This is a genomic window from Streptomyces sp. 142MFCol3.1, assembly GCF_000424945.1.
Taxonomy (GTDB): domain Bacteria; phylum Actinomycetota; class Actinomycetes; order Streptomycetales; family Streptomycetaceae; genus Streptomyces; species Streptomyces siamensis.
Map to the genome: position 1 here is coordinate 445558 of NZ_AUKV01000001.1, position 18504 is coordinate 464061.

14 protein-coding genes, 1 tRNA gene and 1 pseudogene are annotated in these 18504 nt (G+C 71.6%); 10 read left to right on the forward strand and 6 right to left on the reverse strand.

The genetic code is table 11. The annotated features are described in order from the left end of the window. Window positions 1–45 precede the first annotated feature (45 nt). Window positions 46–1023 (forward strand): acyl-ACP desaturase, encoded by a 978-nt coding sequence (locus tag H305_RS0101965; protein WP_028798931.1) that lies wholly within the window; start codon window positions 46–48, stop codon window positions 1021–1023. A 216-nt stretch (window positions 1024–1239) separates the two neighbouring features. On the opposite strand, the pseudogene H305_RS49955 reads toward H305_RS0101965, so the two are convergent. Further along, window positions 1240–1478: pseudogene (locus tag H305_RS49955) on the reverse strand (short-chain dehydrogenase); the annotation flags it as partial. Window positions 1479–1723: 245 nt separating this feature from the next. Next, window positions 1724–1795: transfer RNA gene (locus H305_RS0101985), tRNA-Ala, on the reverse strand. Window positions 1796–2152: 357 nt separating this feature from the next. Here H305_RS0101985 and H305_RS0101990 point away from each other — a divergent pair. From H305_RS0101990 to H305_RS0102010, 4 genes are all read left to right on the forward strand, one after another. Then, window positions 2153–2710 (forward strand): toxin-antitoxin system, toxin component, encoded by a 558-nt coding sequence (locus H305_RS0101990; RefSeq protein ID WP_234020596.1) that lies wholly within the window; start codon window positions 2153–2155, stop codon window positions 2708–2710. A gap of 3 nt (window positions 2711–2713) precedes the next feature. After that, window positions 2714–3916 (forward strand): MAB_1171c family putative transporter, encoded by a 1203-nt coding sequence (locus H305_RS44200; RefSeq protein WP_051370321.1) that lies wholly within the window; start codon window positions 2714–2716, stop codon window positions 3914–3916. Window positions 3917–4082: 166 nt separating this feature from the next. Further along, window positions 4083–4238: a hypothetical protein gene (locus H305_RS53180; RefSeq protein ID WP_158690464.1), complete on the forward strand. Its 156-nt coding sequence runs from the start codon at window positions 4083–4085 to the stop codon at window positions 4236–4238. 618 nt (window positions 4239–4856) lie between these two features. Further along, the gene (locus tag H305_RS0102010) at window positions 4857–6254 is read left to right on the forward strand and encodes an FAD-dependent oxidoreductase (protein WP_028798934.1); all 1398 of its coding nucleotides are present in this window, start codon (window positions 4857–4859) and stop codon (window positions 6252–6254) included. A 100-nt stretch (window positions 6255–6354) separates the two neighbouring features. Here the strand turns inward: H305_RS0102010 and H305_RS0102015 are convergent, their stop codons facing one another. Further along, a complete protein-coding gene (locus H305_RS0102015) occupies window positions 6355–6600 on the reverse strand; it encodes a WhiB family transcriptional regulator (RefSeq protein ID WP_037762125.1) in 246 nt (81 codons plus the stop codon). Window positions 6601–6873: 273 nt separating this feature from the next. Between H305_RS0102015 and H305_RS0102020 the strand changes: the two genes are divergently transcribed. After that, window positions 6874–7665 (forward strand): VOC family protein, encoded by a 792-nt coding sequence (locus H305_RS0102020; protein WP_028798936.1) that lies wholly within the window; start codon window positions 6874–6876, stop codon window positions 7663–7665. Window positions 7666–8018: 353 nt separating this feature from the next. Here H305_RS0102020 and H305_RS0102025 read toward each other — a convergent pair whose 3' ends face one another. Next, the gene (locus H305_RS0102025) at window positions 8019–8858 is read right to left on the reverse strand and encodes a patatin-like phospholipase family protein (RefSeq protein ID WP_028798937.1); all 840 of its coding nucleotides are present in this window, start codon (window positions 8856–8858) and stop codon (window positions 8019–8021) included. A gap of 140 nt (window positions 8859–8998) precedes the next feature. On the opposite strand from H305_RS0102025, the gene H305_RS0102030 reads away from it, so the two are divergent. Further along, entirely contained in the window at window positions 8999–9664 is a 666-nt protein-coding gene (locus tag H305_RS0102030; RefSeq protein ID WP_028798938.1) for a TetR/AcrR family transcriptional regulator, read from the forward strand. Between the two features lie 109 nt (window positions 9665–9773). Here the strand turns inward: H305_RS0102030 and H305_RS0102035 are convergent, their stop codons facing one another. Next, window positions 9774–10820, reverse strand: coding sequence for a LacI family DNA-binding transcriptional regulator (locus tag H305_RS0102035; RefSeq protein ID WP_028798939.1), 1047 nt, complete (start codon window positions 10818–10820; stop codon window positions 9774–9776). A 504-nt stretch (window positions 10821–11324) separates the two neighbouring features. On the opposite strand from H305_RS0102035, the gene H305_RS0102040 reads away from it, so the two are divergent. Beyond that, window positions 11325–12212, forward strand: a complete 888-nt coding sequence (locus H305_RS0102040) for a hypothetical protein (protein WP_028798940.1) — start codon at window positions 11325–11327, stop codon at window positions 12210–12212. 333 nt (window positions 12213–12545) lie between these two features. On the opposite strand, the gene H305_RS0102045 is transcribed toward H305_RS0102040, so the two are convergent. Next, window positions 12546–13514: a multicopper oxidase domain-containing protein gene (locus tag H305_RS0102045; RefSeq protein ID WP_028798941.1), complete on the reverse strand. Its 969-nt coding sequence runs from the start codon at window positions 13512–13514 to the stop codon at window positions 12546–12548. A gap of 274 nt (window positions 13515–13788) precedes the next feature. Between H305_RS0102045 and H305_RS0102050 the strand changes: the two genes are divergently transcribed. After that, window positions 13789–16218: a ThuA domain-containing protein gene (locus tag H305_RS0102050; RefSeq protein ID WP_028798942.1), complete on the forward strand. Its 2430-nt coding sequence runs from the start codon at window positions 13789–13791 to the stop codon at window positions 16216–16218. Then, a complete protein-coding gene (locus tag H305_RS0102055) occupies window positions 16218–18443 on the forward strand; it encodes an OmpL47-type beta-barrel domain-containing protein (protein WP_199791317.1) in 2226 nt (741 codons plus the stop codon). Before H305_RS0102050 ends, H305_RS0102055 begins: the two co-directional genes overlap by 1 nt. The last annotated feature ends 61 nt before the right edge of the window (window positions 18444–18504 follow it).

Sequence of the window (18504 nt, forward strand, 5' to 3'; positions counted from 1 at the left end):
GTAGGTTCCGTCCCCGCTCGTTGTACCCGTCCCCCTGGAGCACCCGTGACGATCACCTCTCCCCACCTCGCAAGCCCGTCGGCCGCCTGGACCGACGCCCGCCTGCTGTACGCGCTGGAGGAAGTGGTCGAAACCGAGCTCAACCGCCACCTCAAGGTGGCCAAGGACTGGATGCCGCACGAGTACGTGCCCTTCAGCGACGCCCGTAACTTCCCCGGCATCTTCGAGGACGGCGAGGCCTGGGACAAGGAGCAGTCCAAGGTCACCGAGATCGGCCGGATCGCCCTCGTCGTCAACCTCCTCACCGAGGACAACCTGCCGAGCTACCACCACGAGATCGCCACGCTGTTCGGCCGCGACGGCGCCTGGGGCACCTGGGTGCACCGCTGGACGGCCGAGGAGGGCCGGCACGGCATCGTGATGCGCGACTACCTGCTCGCCTCGCGCGCCGTCGACCCCGACAAGCTCGAGGCGTTCCGCATGGCGCACATGAGCGAGGGCTTCGAGTCGGACAACCGCCACTCGATGCTGCACTCCGTCGCGTACGTCGCCTTCCAGGAGCTGGCGACCCGCATCTCGCACCGCAACACCGGTCATCAGTCGGGCGACCCCGTCTGCGACCGCATGCTCGCGCGCATCGCGACGGACGAGAACCTGCACATGGTCTTCTACCGCAACCTGCTGAAGGCCGCGTTCCAGCTGGCCCCCGACCTGACCATGCAGGCCGTGCGCGACGTCGTCGTCAACTTCCGGATGCCCGGTCACGGCATGCCCGGCTTCGAGCGCGCCGCCGCGCAGATGGCCATCGGCGAGGTCTACAACCTGCGCATCCACCACGACGACGTGCTCCAGCCCGTGCTGCGCCACCTGAAGGTCCTGGAGATCGACGGCCTCGGCCCCGAGGGCGTGCAGGCCCAGGAGGAACTCGGCTTCTTCCTGGGCGGTCTGGACGCGGAGGCCTCGAAGTTCGACGAGAAGCTCGCCGCCCGCAAGGCCCGCATGGCGGCCCGGGCAGCGGGCTGACGCCCTCCGCGCCCACGGACTCCCGGCTCACGGTCGTGCCCGGCACGGCCGTGAGCCGTACCTTTCCCGGTGCGGACGCGCGCCCCTCGGGCATCATCCGCACCTGCATGACGACAGCGCGCCGGACGGGCCGGTCGGGTTCCTGCTGGGACTGATCGAGGACGAGGACGCCGCACGGGTGCGGCGACGCATCGGCCGCCCGCATCCGGCCACTTCGCGGGCCGCGCCGTCCACGATGTCCAGCGGTGTACGAACCCCCGCCATGCGTTCCTTCCTGGGGGCGGGCTTCTCGTCGGTGATCCGGCCGGTGTCGACGGCGCACATGCGCACGCCCTGCTCGGCCGGTTCGGCGGCGCTGGTGCGGGCGAGCATGTTCAGGGCCGCTTCGCCGTGTTCGCGTGCGGAAGGTACGCCGTCTTGCTGCGGCCGGCGAAGCGGCCCTGCAGCCGCCCGACCGCGCGGTGGAACGCTGCCAGTTCCTCGCCGGTGATCCCGCCGCCATCCATGTGTTCCCGCCCCGCGTGTCCTGTGTGTTCTGTGTGGTCCCGGCCGGATTCGAAGCGGTGTATCGGCCTTGGCGAGGCGGCGAGTCCGCCTCTGCTCCACAGGACCCCGTGTGCGCTCGTCACCTTCCGGGGACCACCCCGTCCCCGGTCGTGTCCGCAGGAACTGGCGCTGTGGCCCATGGCGGAGGACGTCGCCCCGACGACCGGATTGGAACCGGCGTATCCGCCTCGCCAAGGCGGCGAGTCCGCCCCTCCTCGACGCCGGGCCGCCATCCCGCCGCCGTGCCGTGAACCGGGGCGGCACGACAGGATTCAGCCAGCGGTCCACCCGCTCCCTCGTCGCATGAGTCAGCTTTTGTCAGTTTTGATCAGCATCACGGTGCCCCCCAGGATGTTCCCTTCGGGCCAATTCCCCTGCAGAGTGAGGTCGGATTTGGCATAGCCTGCTGGCTGACCGCCCTCAGGCCCGCCGGCCGTGGGCGTCGGCCACGAGCTGACGCGACGGGTGGCAGGGGTGGGTCCGTCATCGGTGTGCACAGTTCTGCGGACGTCGGCAGGCACAGCGCGAGGAGCTCCGGCACGTCGCCGAGGAGTCCCCGCACGTGAGGTTCTTGGGGAGAACAGTGCGCAAAGCGAAGGTCATGCGTCGCCTCGTCGACGAGCTCGTCGACGACCTCGGTCTGCCGGTGCCGGCGGAGCCGGATGATCTGTTCGCCGCCCTGGTCGATCTGGTGAGCAGGCGGACGGGCCGGGAACTCGTGCTCCTCCAGGAGGAGTTCCCGTACCGCACCGCCAGCGGCCTGTGGCTCGACCTGCCCGACCGGGACGTCATCGTGGTCGACAAACGGGCCACCCCGCTGCACAAGCTCGCCATCTTCTTCCACGAGGTCTGGCACATGCTGGACGGGGCCTGCGGCCATCACGCCCCGGGCCGGACCGTGGCCACCGGGCTCCTCTCGGCGCGCGCCGACCTGCCCCGGCTCGACGAGACGGTGCGCAGGGTGGCGGCGCGCACCGAGTTCGACCACCGCGAGGAAGCCGCCGCGGAGAGGTTCGGGCTGCTGGCGGTCACCCGGTTCCGCGTCTGGCTGGAGGGGGAACCCGACGGCACGGCCTCCGGCCGCGGCGAGATCGCCGGGCGTATCAGCGCATCACTGGGCAACCGGCGCCGGAAGGTCTGAGCCGTGGACTCCTCCGACTACTACATACCGGCCGCCGCTCTGTGGCTGTGCCTGGCCGTCAAGCTCCCCGCGCTGCTGAAGGCCTGGCGCGACCCGCTCGTACGGACCGTCTGCCTGGTCATCGCCCTGGGAGGCGCCGGTTTCCTCTTCGCGGCTCCCCCGACCATCGCCGCCGTGAACCGCATCAGCGGTGTACCGAACGCCTCCAGCCTGCTGGTGTACGTCATCATCAGCGCGTTCAGCGCCTCCTGCCTGCTGCTCATCGTCCACTGGCGCGGTGGTCCGCCCGAGTACGTCCAACGCGTCTCCCGGCGCTGGCGGATCGGCTACATGCTGGTCATCACCGCTCTGGTCGCCCTGTTCCTGCTCGGCGACGCCCCGGTGGAACGCCGTACCGACTTCGACACCTACTACGCGTCGGCGCCGTTCATCGGCGAGATGATCCTGCTGTATCTGCTGGCGCACATGACCGCCGCCCTCGTCACCACCGTGCTGTGCTGGCGCTGGGCCCTCCAGGTCCACGGGTGGCTGCGCGCCGGCCTGTGGACCCTGTGCCTCGGCTGGCTGCTGAACCTCTCGTTCAGCTCCCTCAAGCTCGCAGCGGTGGCCGCCCACTGGAGCGGCCAGGACTGGGACATGCTCAGCACCACCCTCTCCCCGCTCTTCTCGGCCCTGGCCGCACCCTGCGCCACCATCGGGTTCCTGCTGCCGCTGATCGGGCCCAGGACGGCCGCGGCCGGACGTGCCCTCGCCGCGTACCGCCGGCTCGGGCCGCTGTGGAGCGAACTCAGCAGCGCTTCACCCCGCTCCTCGCTTGCCGCGCCCATCCCCTGGTACGCCTCTCCGCACGTGCACCTGACACGGCGTGAGGCGGGCATCCAGGACGGGCTGAGCCTCGTACGGCCCCACCTCGACGACGCGATCCGCGCGTGCGCGCGGTCGACCGCCGAGGCCGCCGGGAGCAGCCGGGCGGAAGCCGATCTCGTGGGCCTCGCCGCCATGGTCTCGGCGGCGGCCCAGGCCACCCGCCTCGACCGCGCGGAGACCCCGCTCGTCCCCGGCGACCTTGCCGTCGCGGCGGTGCGTGCGTCCCTGGTGGGCGTCTCGCGCACGCTGCGCACCTCACCCGTCGTCGCGGCGGTGCGCTCCGATGCCGCGAGGCCGTCACCCCTGTCCGTCAAGGATGGCGAGAGGTCCCCCACATGACCTCACGAGTCGGCACGACACCGTACGGCGCCGGTGGCCTGTCCGACCCGCCCCGCTCCGGTGTCCCTTCCGAGCCGGGCGACTTGTCGGTGCCGGGCGTCCCGCCGACGGCCGGCGTCCTGGGCCCGGACCTCCCGGCCTTCACCTCGCGAACGCGCTCACGCGGGTGACGACCATGGAGGCCGGCCCGACGCGTCCGCTGCGGCCCGACATGCCGCTCGCCCTCGCCTGCGGACCCCTGCGACGGCCTCTGGCGGACCGTCCGCTGACGGCGGCGGAGAGCCGGCTCCTCGGACCGGTCGGCTCCGCCCGCGCCGACTGACCGCGCGGGACGGGCGGGGGATCACCTGCGCCCACCGCGTCGACGGCGGGGCAGAGCGGCTCCGGCAGTCGGGCGGAAGGACCGAGCGGCAGGGGGACTTGGACCGCCGGCCGGAGATTCGCCCGGCCGGCTGTGGCGAGTTGGCCGGTCCACCGGGGAATCCAGCGCCGGTTCGCGCGGCCGACTCGACGCAATTCCAGGAGGACTTGACCGTTTCCTCACCGAATGCCCCGACGACGCCTCAGGGGAAAGCCACAAGTGCGCGTGGTGTGGGTCATCCCGATGTGCGCTCGGCCTCTCCGGCCTGATCATGATCCGTGTACGGACCGAAGGGACTGGTGACGGTGACCGGAGCGGGAGGCGGCACATCCGACGCCCTCCCGTGCCCGGGCCCGGCCGAGCGAGAGGCGGTACGGCACGAAGACGGCACCACCTCCCCCGCCCGCGACGCACGGCCTCTCCTGCCGCCGGCGCGATGTCCGCCCGCTTCCGCCCGCGACGGCCGTCACCGTGACGGACATCATCCGCACCATTCCGAACTCCTGCGCCCCTGCTGGCGTTTACTGCCTTCCAGGGGCCTTCACGGCCGAACGGCCGACAGAGAGGGTGCTTCCGCCAATGCCTGAGAGAACGTCCGGTCCACGGCCGTCCGCGCTCGTGATCGGAGGAGGGACGACCGGCATGCTCGCCGCCGCCGTGCTCTCCGACCTCGCGCACGTCACGGTCGTCGAGACCGACGTCCTGCCCGAACAGCCCGCTCCGCGGAAGGGACTCCCGCAGGCCCGCCACGCCCATGTGCTGTGGTCCGGCGGCGTGCGGGCCCTGGAGGACCTCCTGCCCGGCGTCACCGAGGAGTTGATCGCCCGTGGCGCCCGCCGCGTACCGATCATGTCCGGCATGGTCAGCAAGGCGCCCTCCGGCCAGTGGTTCCGCCGGTTCAGCGACTCCCACCACGTCAATATCGTGTGCAGCCGCGACCTGCTCGACGCCACGATCCGCGCCGCCGTGCTCCGCCGGCCCGGGCTCACGGTGCGCGAGCGGACCGAACTCGTCGGCCTCGAAGGCAGCGTCGACCGCGTGACCGGGGCGCGCGTACGGGGTCCCGAACACGAGGAGACCCTCACGGCGGACCTGGTCGTCGACGCGAGCGGCCGGGGCAGCCGGGCGCCGGCCTGGCTCACGGCGCTCGGTCTCCCGCCCGTACGGGAGAAGGTCGTCGACGCCGGAGTCGGCTACGCGAGCCGGATCTACCGGGCTCCGGCCGCCGCCGGGGACGACTTCCCCATCGTCAACGTCCAGGCGGACCCCACGCGGCCGCCGGGCCGCGGCGGCATCATCCTTCCCATCGAGGACGGCCGGTGGCTCGTCACCCTGGCGGGCACCAGGGGCGGCCAACCCAGCCGTGACGCCGGGGAGTTCGTCGCCTTCGCCCAGTTGCTGGCGCATCCCGTCATCGGCGATCTCCTCGCGAAGGCCGAGCCCCTCTCCGATGTGGTCACCACACGGAGCACGGCCAACAAGCGGCGCTACTTCGAGAAGATGCCGGTCTGGCCGGCCGGGTTCGCCGTGCTCGGGGACGCCGTCGCCGGATACAACCCCGTCTACGGCCACGGGCTGACGGCCGCGGCGCAGAGCGTCGTCGCGCTCCGGCAGGTGCTGGCGGACCACGACCTGGCCTCCGCCGCGACGGCGCGACGGATCCAGCGCTGTGCCGCACGCCCCGTGGGTCAGGCCTGGGATCTGGCCGTGGGCCAGGACGCCTTCTACCCGGGCGCCACCGACGAGCCACCCGGCAGGGCCGAGCGCCTGGCCGCCGCGTTCATCGACCGCGCCGTGGATGCCGGCGCACGCAACCCGCACGCCCTGCGGGCGCTTCTCGACGTGATGAGCATGGAGCGGCCTCCGGCCCGTCTCCTCGCCCCCGACATGCTCTTCCGTGTCCTCCTCGGCAGGAAGAAGCCGCTGCTGGACGCTCCCCCGCTGACGGACGCCGAACGGCAGGCGGCCGGTCTGTGATCACGCCCGGGCGGCGCGGCGCCGTACAGGAGGAGGCGCGGCGGCAGTCGTGCCGGCACGCCGGGCGGCGCGTCCGCACGATGGTGGACGGGGCCGTGGCTCACTGCCGGGTGCGCCGGAGCCCGAGGCGCTCCTTCTCGGAGAGACCTCCCCAGACGCCGAAGCGTTCGTCGTTGCTGAGCGCGTAGTCGAGGCACGCGGGACGCATCTCGCACATCGCGCAGATGCGCTTCGCCTCGCGCACCGAGCTGCCCGGCTCCGGGAAGAAGAAGTCGGCCCCGGTCTGCGCGCACAGGGCCTGCTCCTGCCAGTCCAGGTCGGCCGCGGTGATCGTTTCCAAGTGCATGGGCATGATCGTGCCGCGGAACGAAAAACGTTCGATCAACGCGGGATCAACGCCTCGTTCCACGGCGCCCGGCCGCCTTCGATGATGGCCCCGTACGACGTGAGGAGCACGGCGGCGCGCGGGCCCGCCGGTGCGTCGCACGAACTTCGAGGGGCCGTCCACGGCGGGGGAACGAGCCGCCCGGATCCCGGCGTGCGCGTCCCGGCGGCGATTGTCAGTGGGCGGTGCCAGACTCGGCAGGGCAGGCAACGGGACCCCTCAAAGGAGGGCATGATGCTCACCACCCGTTTCGTCACCGGCGCCCCGAACTGGCTGGACGTCGGCACATCCGACATCGACGGCGCCACCTCCTTCTACGAGGGCCTCTTCGGCTGGCAGTTCCAGTCGGCGGGGCCCGATGCCGGCGGTTACGGCTTCTTCCAGCTCGACGGGAAGACCGTGGCCGGCGGCATGCAGACCACCGCGGAACAGGGCCCGCCCTCCTGGACCGTCTACTTCCAGAGCCCCGACGCGGAGGCCACGGCCAAGACGGCCGAGCAGTCCAAGGGCGCCGTGCTCGTGCAGCCCATGGACGTGATGGGCGAGGGCCACATGGCGATCCTCGCCGACAGGGCGGGCGTGCCGTTCGGCCTCTGGCAGCCGGCCCGGACCAAGGGGCTCGACCTGGCCGGTGAGCCGGGCTCGCTGTGCTGGGTCGAGCTGTACACGCCGGACATCGCGGCCGCCGCCGCGTTCTACAACTCGGTCTTCGGATGGGAGACCTCGGCGATGCCGTACCCGGGCGGCGTCTACACCTGCATCAACCCCGCGGGCACCGAGGAGGAGGCGATGTTCGGTGGCATGATGCCGCTGGCCGACGATCCCACCGAGGCGGAGTCCGGGGCGTACTGGCTGCCGTACTTCGAGGTCGAGGACACGGACGCCGTGGTGAGCAGGGCCCAGGGGCTCGGCGGCAAGGTGCGCATGCCCGCGACGGACATGGAGGGCGTGGGCCGCATGGCCAAGCTGGCCGACCCGTACGGGGCACGCTTCGCGGTGATCAAGAGCGCTCCGCGGCAGACGTGACGGCCGCGTCGGGAATCCCTGCGGGCCCCGGCGGCTTCGGCGCGCTGCGAGCGGTCCCGTCGGGGCCCGACGCATCGACGGCTCTCCGGGCCTGACGGGTCGGTCCCGGTGGGCCCCGGCGCGGGGGCCTTGTGGGCCCGGCGGGACCGACGGATCCGCGGACCTGAGGACCTGCCCCGGAGACTTCGGGATTCGGGCCCGCGGCCATGTCGACGGATCGACGTCGGGCCACTGCCCGCACGGGCGCACCCCCCGCGCTGCCCAGGCACCCGCGTCCCCGAACTGCCCGGACCGACGCACCGATGCTCCGATGCACCGATGCACCGATGCACCGATGCACCGATGCACCGACGTCAGCCGAACCACACCTCGGCGACGGATTCGGCGAGCGCGACGGCCTGGGCGTGGCCGGCGCGGGCGGCGGCCGGGCGGCGGGAGTCGTCCAGCATGTTGCGGCCCATCGCGCGGCGCGCGGCGCGGTCCGGCACCAGGAGGCCCACCCGCACGCCGTGCCCCGCCAGTTGGGCCGCCTGGAGCGCGGCACTCGGGTGCGGGCCCACCGCCCGCGGAATCGGGGCGACCGCGACGACGCGCCGATGGTCGCGGGCGAGGTGGAGATTGGCTGTCGAACGGCTGCCGCCGTCCATCCAGCGGCGGCCCCCAGCGGTGACCGGCGGCCACACCACGGGCACCGCGCAGCTCGCCGCGACCGCTTCGAGGAGCGTCAGTCCCGAGGAGGCGTCGAACGCCTCCAGGCTCCCGGTCCGCGCGTCGACCGCCGTGATCCTCAACTCCCGCTCGGGCCATTGCCGTACGCCGCCCAGCAGCCTGCTCACCGTGTCGTGGACCACCGACTCGGGGCCGGTGCGCGCCGTCAGCGCGGACCTGCCGAGGCGCTGGACCGACCGCCGCGGATCGCGCGAGCCCAGCGCCGCCCAGAGGAAGCGTGCCGTCTGTCCCCAGGTGACACCGACGTCGACAGGGTCGGCGCCGGCGAGCTGCCCCCCGTACAGCTCGCCGGGGCCGACGCCCGAGGTGAGCCGGGCTGCGTGGACGGCGCCCGCGGAGGTGCCGATGACGGTGTCGGCGCCCGACACGTCGACTCCGGCCTCGGCGAGACCGGCGAGCACACCGGCCATCCATGCTCCGCCGACCGCCCCGCCGCCGCCCAGCACCAGCGCCGTGTCCGCCATCGCCGCTCCTCGTCCGGCCCAAGCGGGGAGTGCTCCCCAAGTGGGGAACCCTCCCCAAATGGGGAGTGCTCCCCAGTTCACCGCTCGACGATAACATCAGTACCGGGGAGTGCTCCCCGGTACTACCGAAGGGTGAGGTCATGACCGTCGACGGGAAGGGACCCGGTGCGGCACGACGCAGCGACGCCCGGCGCAATCGGGAGCGGCTCGTCGAGGCGGCGCGCGAACTCTTCGCCGAGCAGGGCCTCGACGCGCCGCTCGACGTGATCGCCCGTCGGGCCGGTGTCGGCAACGCCACGCTCTACCGGCACTTCCCGAGTCGCGCGGCGCTCGTCGACGAGGTGTTCGAGGAGGCCCTCACCGCCACCATGGCGGCGGGCGAGCGGGCCCGCGGCGCGGCCGACGCCTGGACGGGGCTGGTGGACTACATGGAGTCCGTCTTCGCGGGGCTGGCCGCCGACCGCGGCGCCATCGACCTGATGACCACCGGCCTGGAGGGCGTCACCACGCTGGAGGCCGTCCACGCCCACAACCGGGAGACGGTGGACGCACTGCTGCGACGAGGCCGTGAGCAGGGCACGGTGCGCGGCGATCTCGGCACCGAGGACCTCCTCTTCGCGCTGGCCGCGCTCGGCCGTGCCGTCCCCGCGCTGGCGGCGACGGCACCGGACGCGTGGCGCCGCCCCCTCGCCCTGCTCCTCGCCGGACTGCGCGCCGCGCCCGCCTCCGCACCGCTGCCCGAGCCCCCGCTCACGACGGACCAACTCGACGACGTGCTGCGGAAGCTGGGCCCGCACCGGCAGTGACGCGTGCGGTGGCCGGTCCGGCACCAGGGCCCGCGATCCCCGGCGCCCGCACGCGACACCACGTCCGGCAGGACCGGGAAGCCGGGCGTCGCCCGGAGGCGCACGAGGACTACGCGGAGGCCCGTCGCACCAGGGCAGTCGGCAGGACCACGCCGCCGGACGAATCCTCCGGGCCGGGCTCGGCGACACCGCGGTCGATGCGGCGCAGCAGCAGCCGGGCCATCAACCGTCCCATTCCCTCTATGTCCTGACGGACCGTCGTCAGCGGCGGGTCCGTCTGCTCGGCGACCGCCAGCATGTCGTCGAAGCCGATCACGGCCACGTCGTCGGGCACCCGCCGCCCGTGTCCGCGCAGGACGCGCAACGCCCCGGCCGCGGTCAGGTCGTTCGCGGCGAACACGGCGTCGACGTCGGGACAGCGCTCCAGCAGTTGACGCATCGCCCGCTCGCCGCCCGCGGGCGTGAAGTCGCCCTCCACGACGAGGTCCGGACCGGCGTCGGCCATGACGTCGCGGAATCCGTCCAGCCGGTCGACGGCCGACGTCTGGTCGAGGGCACCGGTGATGTGGGCGATCCGCGATCGCCCGAGGCCGACGAGGTGCCGTACGGCCTCGCGGGCTCCGCCCCGGTTGTCGCAGTCGACGTACACGGCGGGCACGCCGCCACGGGGGCCCTCGCCCCAGCCGGGCCGGCCGCCGAACACCGTGGGCACACCAGCGCCGTGGATCAGGCCGGGCAGCGGGTCGTCGAGGTGCAGCGAGAAGACGAGGGCGCCGTCGACATGTCCCCCGGCGAGATAGCGGCCGACCCGTGCGTGATCGTCCCGGCCTTCGGTGAGCAGCAGCACGAGCTGTGAGTCGTGCGCGGTCAACTCCTTGCTGATCCCGCGGAGCTGGAGGGCGAAGAAGGGGTCCGCGAAGACCCTGGTCTCCGGTTCCGCGATCACGACGGCCACGGCGTCGTGGCGCCGGGTGACGAGACTGCGCGCGGCCTGGTTCGGCACGTATCCGAGTTCTTCGACGGCTCGTCTCACCCGCTCGGCGAGCGGCTCCCGCACGCCGTCACCGCCGTTCACGACGCGTGACACGGTGGCCCGGGAGACCCCGGCCCGCTCGGCCACGGCCTCCAGCGTGGGGCGCGACGCTGTCCCGGTCACCTCTGGGCACCTCCTCGGCGGTTGCGGATCAGGATAACCGCGCCGACGTGACACGGTGCGAGCGCTCCGCGATCACTCGGACCGGCTCGCGCCCGGACTCCGGACTCGGGGCTCCGGCCTCCGGACTCCCGGCTCCCGACTCCCGCTCCGGGCTCCGGACTCCCGGCTCCGACCTCCGGACTCCCCGCTCCGGGCTCCGACCTCCCGACTCCCCGCTCCGCGCTCCCGGCTCTCGACCCCGACCTCCGGACTCCCGACTCCGACCTCCGGACTCCCGGCTCCGGGCTCCGACCTCCCGACTCCCGGCTCCCGGCTCCCGGCTCCCCACGGCACACCCGGATCGGCTTCGGCCGCGAGGTGGACCAGCCTGAGCCGAGATGCCCAACACCCCACTGCACGCATGGATCCGCCCCACCGAGGCCGGGGACGCGCGCCACGCGAGAATCCGGTTGCGCCCGCGTGCGCGGCAGGCCGAGGATCGCCTCATGACCATGAGAAAGGCCCATGACGCCTGACCGCCCGGCCACCCCGCTGGCTCCCTACGCCCGGCTTCCCCGCGCCCACCGGCACCTGAGCGTCCTGCACAGTACGGTCGACGCCTTCGGCCGCGCGCACTGGCTGCTGTCCGGCGATCCGCCCTCCGGGCGCCACACGAAGCCGTACGACGCCGTGGTCGTCACGGTCGAGGACGGCCGGCCCTACGAGACCCCGCTGGGTCCGCTGCGCGCCCGGTTCCCGCTGGTCGACGCCCTCCCGGACGGCGGATTCGTCGTCGCGGACGCCCGCAGCCGCCCCGGCGACGAGCAGGTGCAGGTCCTCGACGCCCTGGGACGCCCCTCGTGGACGTTCCGCGTGGGCGACGCAGTGGAGCATCTGCTCACCGACGAGAGCGGTGACCTGTGGGTGGGCCACTTCGACGAGGGCGTGTACGGGGACGACGAACTCGCCCGGCCGGGTCTGCGGCGCTGGAGCCAGACCGGGGAGCCCTTGTGGTCGTACCGCCCGGTGCAGGGCGGCGGTGAGATCAGCGACTGCTACGCGCTCAACGTCGGGGCCCGTTCGGCATGGGCCTGCGCCTACACCGACTTCGCTCTGCTGGAGGTCGCTCCCGGACGCGAGGCGAAAGCCCGCGCGAACCAGGTCTCGGGAGCGCACGGACTGGCCGTGCACGCCGGCAGGGCGGCCCTCGTCGGCGGCTACGGGGGCGCACACGACCGCCTCGTGGTCGGCCGCCTGACGCACGAGGACTTCGTCGCCGTCGAGGAGGGCCGGCTCGTCCGCCCCGACGGCGGCCCGCTCGGCCGTCGTCGGCTCGTGTCCCGGGGCCGGCACGTGTACGTCCAGGAGGAACCGTTCGCGGAGTGGACGGTGTTCGACCTCGACGCCTTCTAGGGCCCCGCCTTCAAACCGATCCTGCTCGGCGGACGTCCGCCGGCTCCGGCGCGGCTCGACGAGACGACGGCCACCGTGCCCGCGCTGGGCATGTCCGGCGCGAGGTACGGACTCGGCCTGGGCGAGCCCTCGTCGCCCTGCGGCGGCAGTTGCTTCGGGAACCCTCGCGAACCGCTCGGCCACCACAGCTGGGGCGACGTCACGGCAGACCGCACTCGGACCGTCGTGGCACACGTCACCAGCGGCGGCGGCCAGGATGCGCGGCATGCCATGAGCACCCACGTGGGCGAGGAACCGTGCCGGACCCGCCCTGGCATTCCGTGCGCGGCGGCTCTAGTGCTCGTGCGCGGCGTGCTCATGGGGGTCGTACCCCGGGATGGTCCCGTCCGTCTTCTTCACCAGGAACAACCCCACCATTCCCATGTCGGAATGGCTCTGGACGTGGCAGTGGTACATCCAGGCCCCGGCGCCGACGCCCTCCCCCGCGATCACCTGGAAACCGAAGGAGTCCGCGGGACCGACGATCTTGTTGTCGACGACCCGGCTCGGATCGTCGGGGCCGGTCAGCAGGCCCGTGCGGTTGTCGGCCCAGCGATGCCCGTGCATGTGGAACGTGTGGTAGTACTCGCCGTGCGTGATCATGACGAACTCCACGCGGTCCCCCACCGTGACCTCGAAGTCGGGGCCGGAGTGGGCGGGTCTGTTGTTGATCGTCATGTCGTTGAAGACGATCGTGAAGGTCCGGTCGGGGAGGATGTCGCCCTTGCGGCGGACGATCACGGGGCCGTAGAGGCCCTTGCGGATGCCGCCCGTTCCGTGTTCCGTGCCGACCACGTGGTCGTGGTAGTGCCAGTAGCCGGCGCTCCCGGGACGCCAGGTGCCGTCCTTGCGGCGGCCGGGTGCGTGGGTGCGCCAGGTGTAGGTGCGGGTGTCGCCCGGCTCGACGTCGCTCTTGTTCAACTTCGTGCCGTCGCTGGAGACTTCGTAGTCGAGCCCGTGGACGTGCAGGCTCGCCGGCACGTCCATGGTGTTCTCGAACTCGATGTGCAGGGTGTCGCCCTCGTCGAGTTCGATCAGCGGCCCCGGGACCGACGCCTTGCCCTTCTCCAGGCCGTACCCCATCTGCCCGTCGGCGAGTTTCTCCGCGTACAGCTTGATGTGCCGGACCTCGCCGCCGGCCGGAGCGGTCCGCACATCGTTCGCGGCGCTCACGGCTCGTGGAGCCGCCGACAACGATGTCGCGGCGGTCGCGACCGCCGCCCCGCCGAGCAGCATCCGCCGGTTGAAACCGCGTCGGTCCATGCCGAACTCCCCACCCTGGTACGGAATTTACGGAGGCGAACCTGTGAGACGGTAGCCGTACCACCGTCGTTTATCCACACTCAGGACAAAGTTCGTTGAATCGCGGTCATACCTATTGGCGGGCCACGAAAAGAGGTCTAGCTTCCTTGGCGTTTGCTGTGACCGACGAGGAGTGGATGACCACATGCGGCTCACATCGCATCAAGAGCCATCAGCCCTACGAGCGTTAGGCGCGAAAAGACACAGAAGCAGGCGCCGCGCCTGGGCGTCGGCGCTGGCCGCCGGAGCCGTCACCGCGGGGGCGCTCTCCGCGCCCGCCGCGAGCGCCCGCCCGGCCCCGGACCCGTCCCTGACAACGATGTCCATCAAGTCGCCCCCGGGCGGCGCAAATGTGCGAGTGCTGATCTTCTACGGTTCGGCGGCGTCGGGGGACGAGTCACCGGTCGTGAACGCCGGCATCGAGGCCATCGAGAAGATCGGGCTGTCCGGCCCGGCCGCACAGCGCTTCAAGGTCGAGACGACGGACGACGCCTCGGTCTTCACCGATGGCACCAAACTGGGCCGCTACAACGCCGTCGTCTTCCTGACCGGCGGCGGCGACGTGCTCGATCCCGAGCAGGAGGCCGGGCTCGAGTCCTACATGGAGGCGGGCGGCGGATTCGTCGGCATCCACGACGCGGCCCGCGCGGAGCCGTACTCGGACTGGTTCACCGGGCTCATCGGGGCCCGCCCGGCCGGTACCGGCCCGACGGACGTACAGCGTGCCACCGTCGAGGTCGGCGACCGCCAGCACCCCGCGACCAAGGACCTGCCGGTCCAGTGGAAACGCCCCGACCAGTGGCTCAACTGGGTCAAGAACCCGTCGGGCGACGTGCACACGGTGGCCCGGGTCCGCGAGTCGACGTACCGTCCCGGTGCGAGCGCCAACGGCTGGGACCACCCGGTGAGCTGGTGCCGTGACTACGACGGGGGCCGCTCCTTCTACACCGGTATGGGCGGCACGGTCTCGTCGTACGACGAGACCGACTTCCGTACGCACCTGCGCGGCGCCCTGCTCTGGACGACGCGTCTGGCGCAGGCCGACTGCAAGGCGGCGATCAACTCCAACTACAAGGCGGAGCGGCTCACCCAGCCCAATCAGCCGGGCCAGAACGATCAGATCGGCGAGCCGCACGGCCTGGTCACCGCACCCGACGGCCGCGTCCTCTACATCGGACGCGGCGGCGCCGACTCCTCCCAGCCCGTGATCACCGACTGGAACAACCCCGACGTCGGCAAGGGCAGGGGTGAGATCCACGTCTACGACCCGAAGACCAAGAAGGTCACCCTGGCCGGCGCGCTCACCGTGTTCGGCAACAAGGGCGGAGGGGACGAGCTGATCAAGGTCGAGGAGGGGCTTCTCGGCATCGAGCTCGATCCGCGCTTCGAGCAGAACGGCTGGGTGTACCTGCACTACACGCCCCATTCCCAGATCAACCGCGACACCCAGATGGCCGAGCGCCGGGTGTCCCGGTTCACACTCGACCTCGCCACGGACAAGCTCGACCTGAACAGCGAGAAGGTCCTCCTCGAGTGGCCGGTGCAGATCCACAGCTGCTGCCACGCGGGCGGCGGGATGGCCTGGGACTCCAAGGGCAATCTGTACATCGCGACGGGTGACAACAACTCCAGCCGCTTCAGCGACGGTTACTCGGGCAACAACCCGGAGCCCAACTACAAGGGCGTGTCGTTCGCGGACGCCCGCCGCACCGCGGGCAACACCAACAACCTCAACGGCAAGATCCTTCGGATCCACCCGGAGCCCGACGGCACGTACACCCTGCCGGAGGGCAACCTCTTCACCGGCAAGGAGACCGCGGAGGGCGGCGGCAAGACGCGCGGCGAGATCTATGTGATGGGCGTCAGGAACCCCGCCAGGATCTCCGTCGACAAGAAGACCGACACCCTGTACGCCGGCTGGGTCGGCCCGGACGCCGGGGCGCCGTCGACCACATGGGGGCCGGCGAAGTACGACACCTTCGCCGTCATCACGAAGGCGAGCAACCGCGGCTGGCCGTACTGCATGGGCAACAAGCAGCCCTACCGGGACCGCAACCTGCCCGATCCGACCAAGCCGCTCGGCTGGTACGACTGCGACCACCCGAAGAACGAGTCCCCGAACAACGACGGGCTCGTCAACCTGCCGCCGGTCACCGGGAACAACATCTGGTACTCGCCCCAGGGCGGCGCACCGGACTACACGCGCGACGCGCACGGCGTCCCGTCGTACAAGCAGGAGGAGGCCACCTACCTGCTGCCGTGGCTCAAGGGCGGCGGCCAGGCGGCCATGGACGGGCCCGTCTACCGGTACGACGCCTCGATCGCCGACTCCGGCAAGTGGCCCGCCTACTGGGACGGCAAGTGGTTCGTCGGCGACTTCTACGACTCCGACCAGCCCCGCAACGCGGTCCTCACCGACCCGAGGACGGCCGGGGACGGGGGCCTGCCCGTGCATTCGGAGTCGCTGAAGAAGATCGTGCCGGTCGGCAACGACGGCATCAAGAACCTCATGGACTGGAAGTTCGGACCGGACGGCGCGCTGTACGTCCTCGACTACGGCCGCGGCTTCTTCACCTCCGACACCAAGTCGGCCCTGTGGAAGGTCACTTACACCGGCGGCGGTCCGACTCCGGCGGCCGGCCGGCTGGCCAGGAAGGCGGAGTGATGTTCGCACGACGAAGAACGGCACGTCTGTGGACGACCCTGGTGGCGTCCCTGCTGATGGTGCTCGGGCTGACGTCGACGTCCGCGACGGCCGTGACAGCCGCCGTCGGGCGGTCCGACGCACCGAAGGAGGCCGCCGCCCAGGTCCTCACCTGGACCGCGGGCGACGACATCACCCAGTACGCCTCGGTGCCGCAGACCGCGGTCGCGGGGGCCACCACGATCGTCTTCGAGAACAGCGCGGCGACCGGCAACACCACCGGGATGCCGCACACGCTGACGTTCGACGTGTCCGACCCGGAGTACAACAACGACGTCCCGCTCAACATCCTGGCCAACCCGAACGACGACCAGGGCGGCAGGCACACCGCCGAGGTGACGCTCACTCCCGGCCGCTACCGCTTCTTCTGCACCATGCCGGGCCACGAGCGGATGCAGGGCATCCTCGTGGTCACCGAGGGCGGCGGCTCGGACACCACGGCGCCGGAGACCTCGGCGTCCGTGACCGGGGCGCAGAACTCCGAGGGCTCGTACGTCGGTTCGGCCACGGTCGCGGTGAGCGCGACCGACGCCGGTTCGGGCGTCGACCGCATCGAGTACGCGATGGGTGACGCGGGCGCCTGGCAGCCGTACACCACACCCGTGGTCGTCGACCAGGTCGGCACCCACAAGGTCCGCTACCGGGCCGTCGACAAGGCGGGCAACACGGCCGCGGAGAAAAGCGCCGACTTCACCGTGGTCGCGCCACCGACCGACGACACCACGGCGCCGGAGACCTCGGCGACGGTGAGCGGTGAACGCGACTCCGCCGGGGCGTACATCGACATGGCGACCGTCACCGTCTCCGCCTCCGACACCGGTTCCGGCGTCAACACGATCGAGTACGCCGTCGACTCGGGCGGCTGGCAGCCGTACACGGCGCCCGTGATGGTGCACGCGCTCGGTGCGCACCAGGTGCGCTACCGGGCCACCGACAAGGCGGGCAACACAGCCGCGGAGAAGAGCGCCGACTTCACCGTGGTCGCGCCACCGGCGTCGGACACGACACCGCCGGTGACCGGGGCGACCGTGGACGGGACCAGGAACTCCGACGGCGCGTACGTGAAGAGCGCCAAGGTGACGGTCAGCGCCACGGACGAGGGTGGTTCGGGCGTCGCCGCCATCGAGTACTCGCTGGACGGCGGCCCCTATCTCACCTACTCCGCACCGGTCGTGGTGGACCGGGTCGGGGCGCACACGGTGGCGTACCGGGCGAGCGACAAGGCCGGCAACACGTCCGAGGCACGGACCGTGAGCTTCACCGTCGCCCCGGGCGGCGGGGTGCCCCCGCCGAACTGCCCCGAGTACGACGAACGGTCGACGGTGATCGTCGGTTCGGTCGACTCGGGGGTGCCGAACCGGGTCACCGAAAGCCGCTGCCGCATCAACGAGTTGATCGAGGACGAGAAGGAATGGACGTCCCAGGCGCTGTTCCTCAAGCACGTCAGGACCGTCCTCGACCGGCTCCTGAAGGAAGGGGTCGTCGACCAGCGCGAGTGCAACAGGATCAACAAGGCCGCCAAGCAGTCCGGCATCGGCAAGCCGGGCCAGACGGAGGGCTACCGCAAGATCTTCGACGGATCGCCGGAGTCCTTCGCCAAGTGGGAGCAGGTGGGCGGCGGTTCGTTCGGGCTGAACGCGGACGGGTCGATCACCTCCGGCACCTCGGCCGGCGGGCTCGGCATGCTGTGGTTCCCGCAGCGCAAGTACGGCGACTTCTCGCTGAAGCTCCAGTGGCGTGACGACGCGCCCGGCACCGGCAACGCCAACTCCGGTGTTCTCGTGCGCTTCCCCTGGGTCCACGACCACCCACAGGAGTCACGCCCCGAGTGGGTCGCCATCGAGTACGGGCACGAGGTGCAGGTGCTCGACCGGCCCGACGGCGACATGTACAAGACGGGCTCGATCTACGGCTTCGACCGGGTGGGCCTCGCCGGTGCGGGCGTCACCCAGAAGGGCACCTGGAACGACTACGAGATCCGTGTGGTCGACCAGCACTATTCGGTCTACCGCAACGGCGTACTGATCAACGAGTTCGACAACACCGGAGGCCAGGAGTTCTATCCGCCGCGCTCGGACGACCCGGGCACGGACGGCCGGCGGTTCGCCTCCGGGTACGTCGGGCTCCAGGTGCACAGCACGACCGATGTGATCTCCTACCGGGACATCCGGATCAAGGAGCTGTGAGGAGGTCCGGGGTGCCCGGATCCGCCTGAGCCGTTGTCAGCGGCGTGCGGCATGCTGTGAT

Bases quoted from the DNA above. Each gene is read 5' to 3' on its own strand.
- H305_RS0102010 (WP_028798934.1), top strand. From the start codon at position 4,857: ATGCCTGAGAGAACGTCCGGTCCACGGCCGTCCGCGCTCGTGATCGGA.
- H305_RS0102015 (WP_037762125.1), bottom strand. From the start codon at position 6,600: ATGCACTTGGAAACGATCACCGCGGCCGACCTGGACTGGCAGGAGCAG.
- H305_RS0102020 (WP_028798936.1), top strand. From the start codon at position 6,874: ATGCTCACCACCCGTTTCGTCACCGGCGCCCCGAACTGGCTGGACGTC.
- H305_RS0102025 (WP_028798937.1), bottom strand. From the start codon at position 8,858: ATGGCGGACACGGCGCTGGTGCTGGGCGGCGGCGGGGCGGTCGGCGGA.
- H305_RS0102030 (WP_028798938.1), top strand. From the start codon at position 8,999: ATGACCGTCGACGGGAAGGGACCCGGTGCGGCACGACGCAGCGACGCC.
- H305_RS0102040 (WP_028798940.1), top strand. From the start codon at position 11,325: ATGACGCCTGACCGCCCGGCCACCCCGCTGGCTCCCTACGCCCGGCTT.
- H305_RS0102045 (WP_028798941.1), bottom strand. From the start codon at position 13,514: ATGGACCGACGCGGTTTCAACCGGCGGATGCTGCTCGGCGGGGCGGCG.
- H305_RS0102055 (WP_199791317.1), top strand. From the start codon at position 16,218: ATGTTCGCACGACGAAGAACGGCACGTCTGTGGACGACCCTGGTGGCG.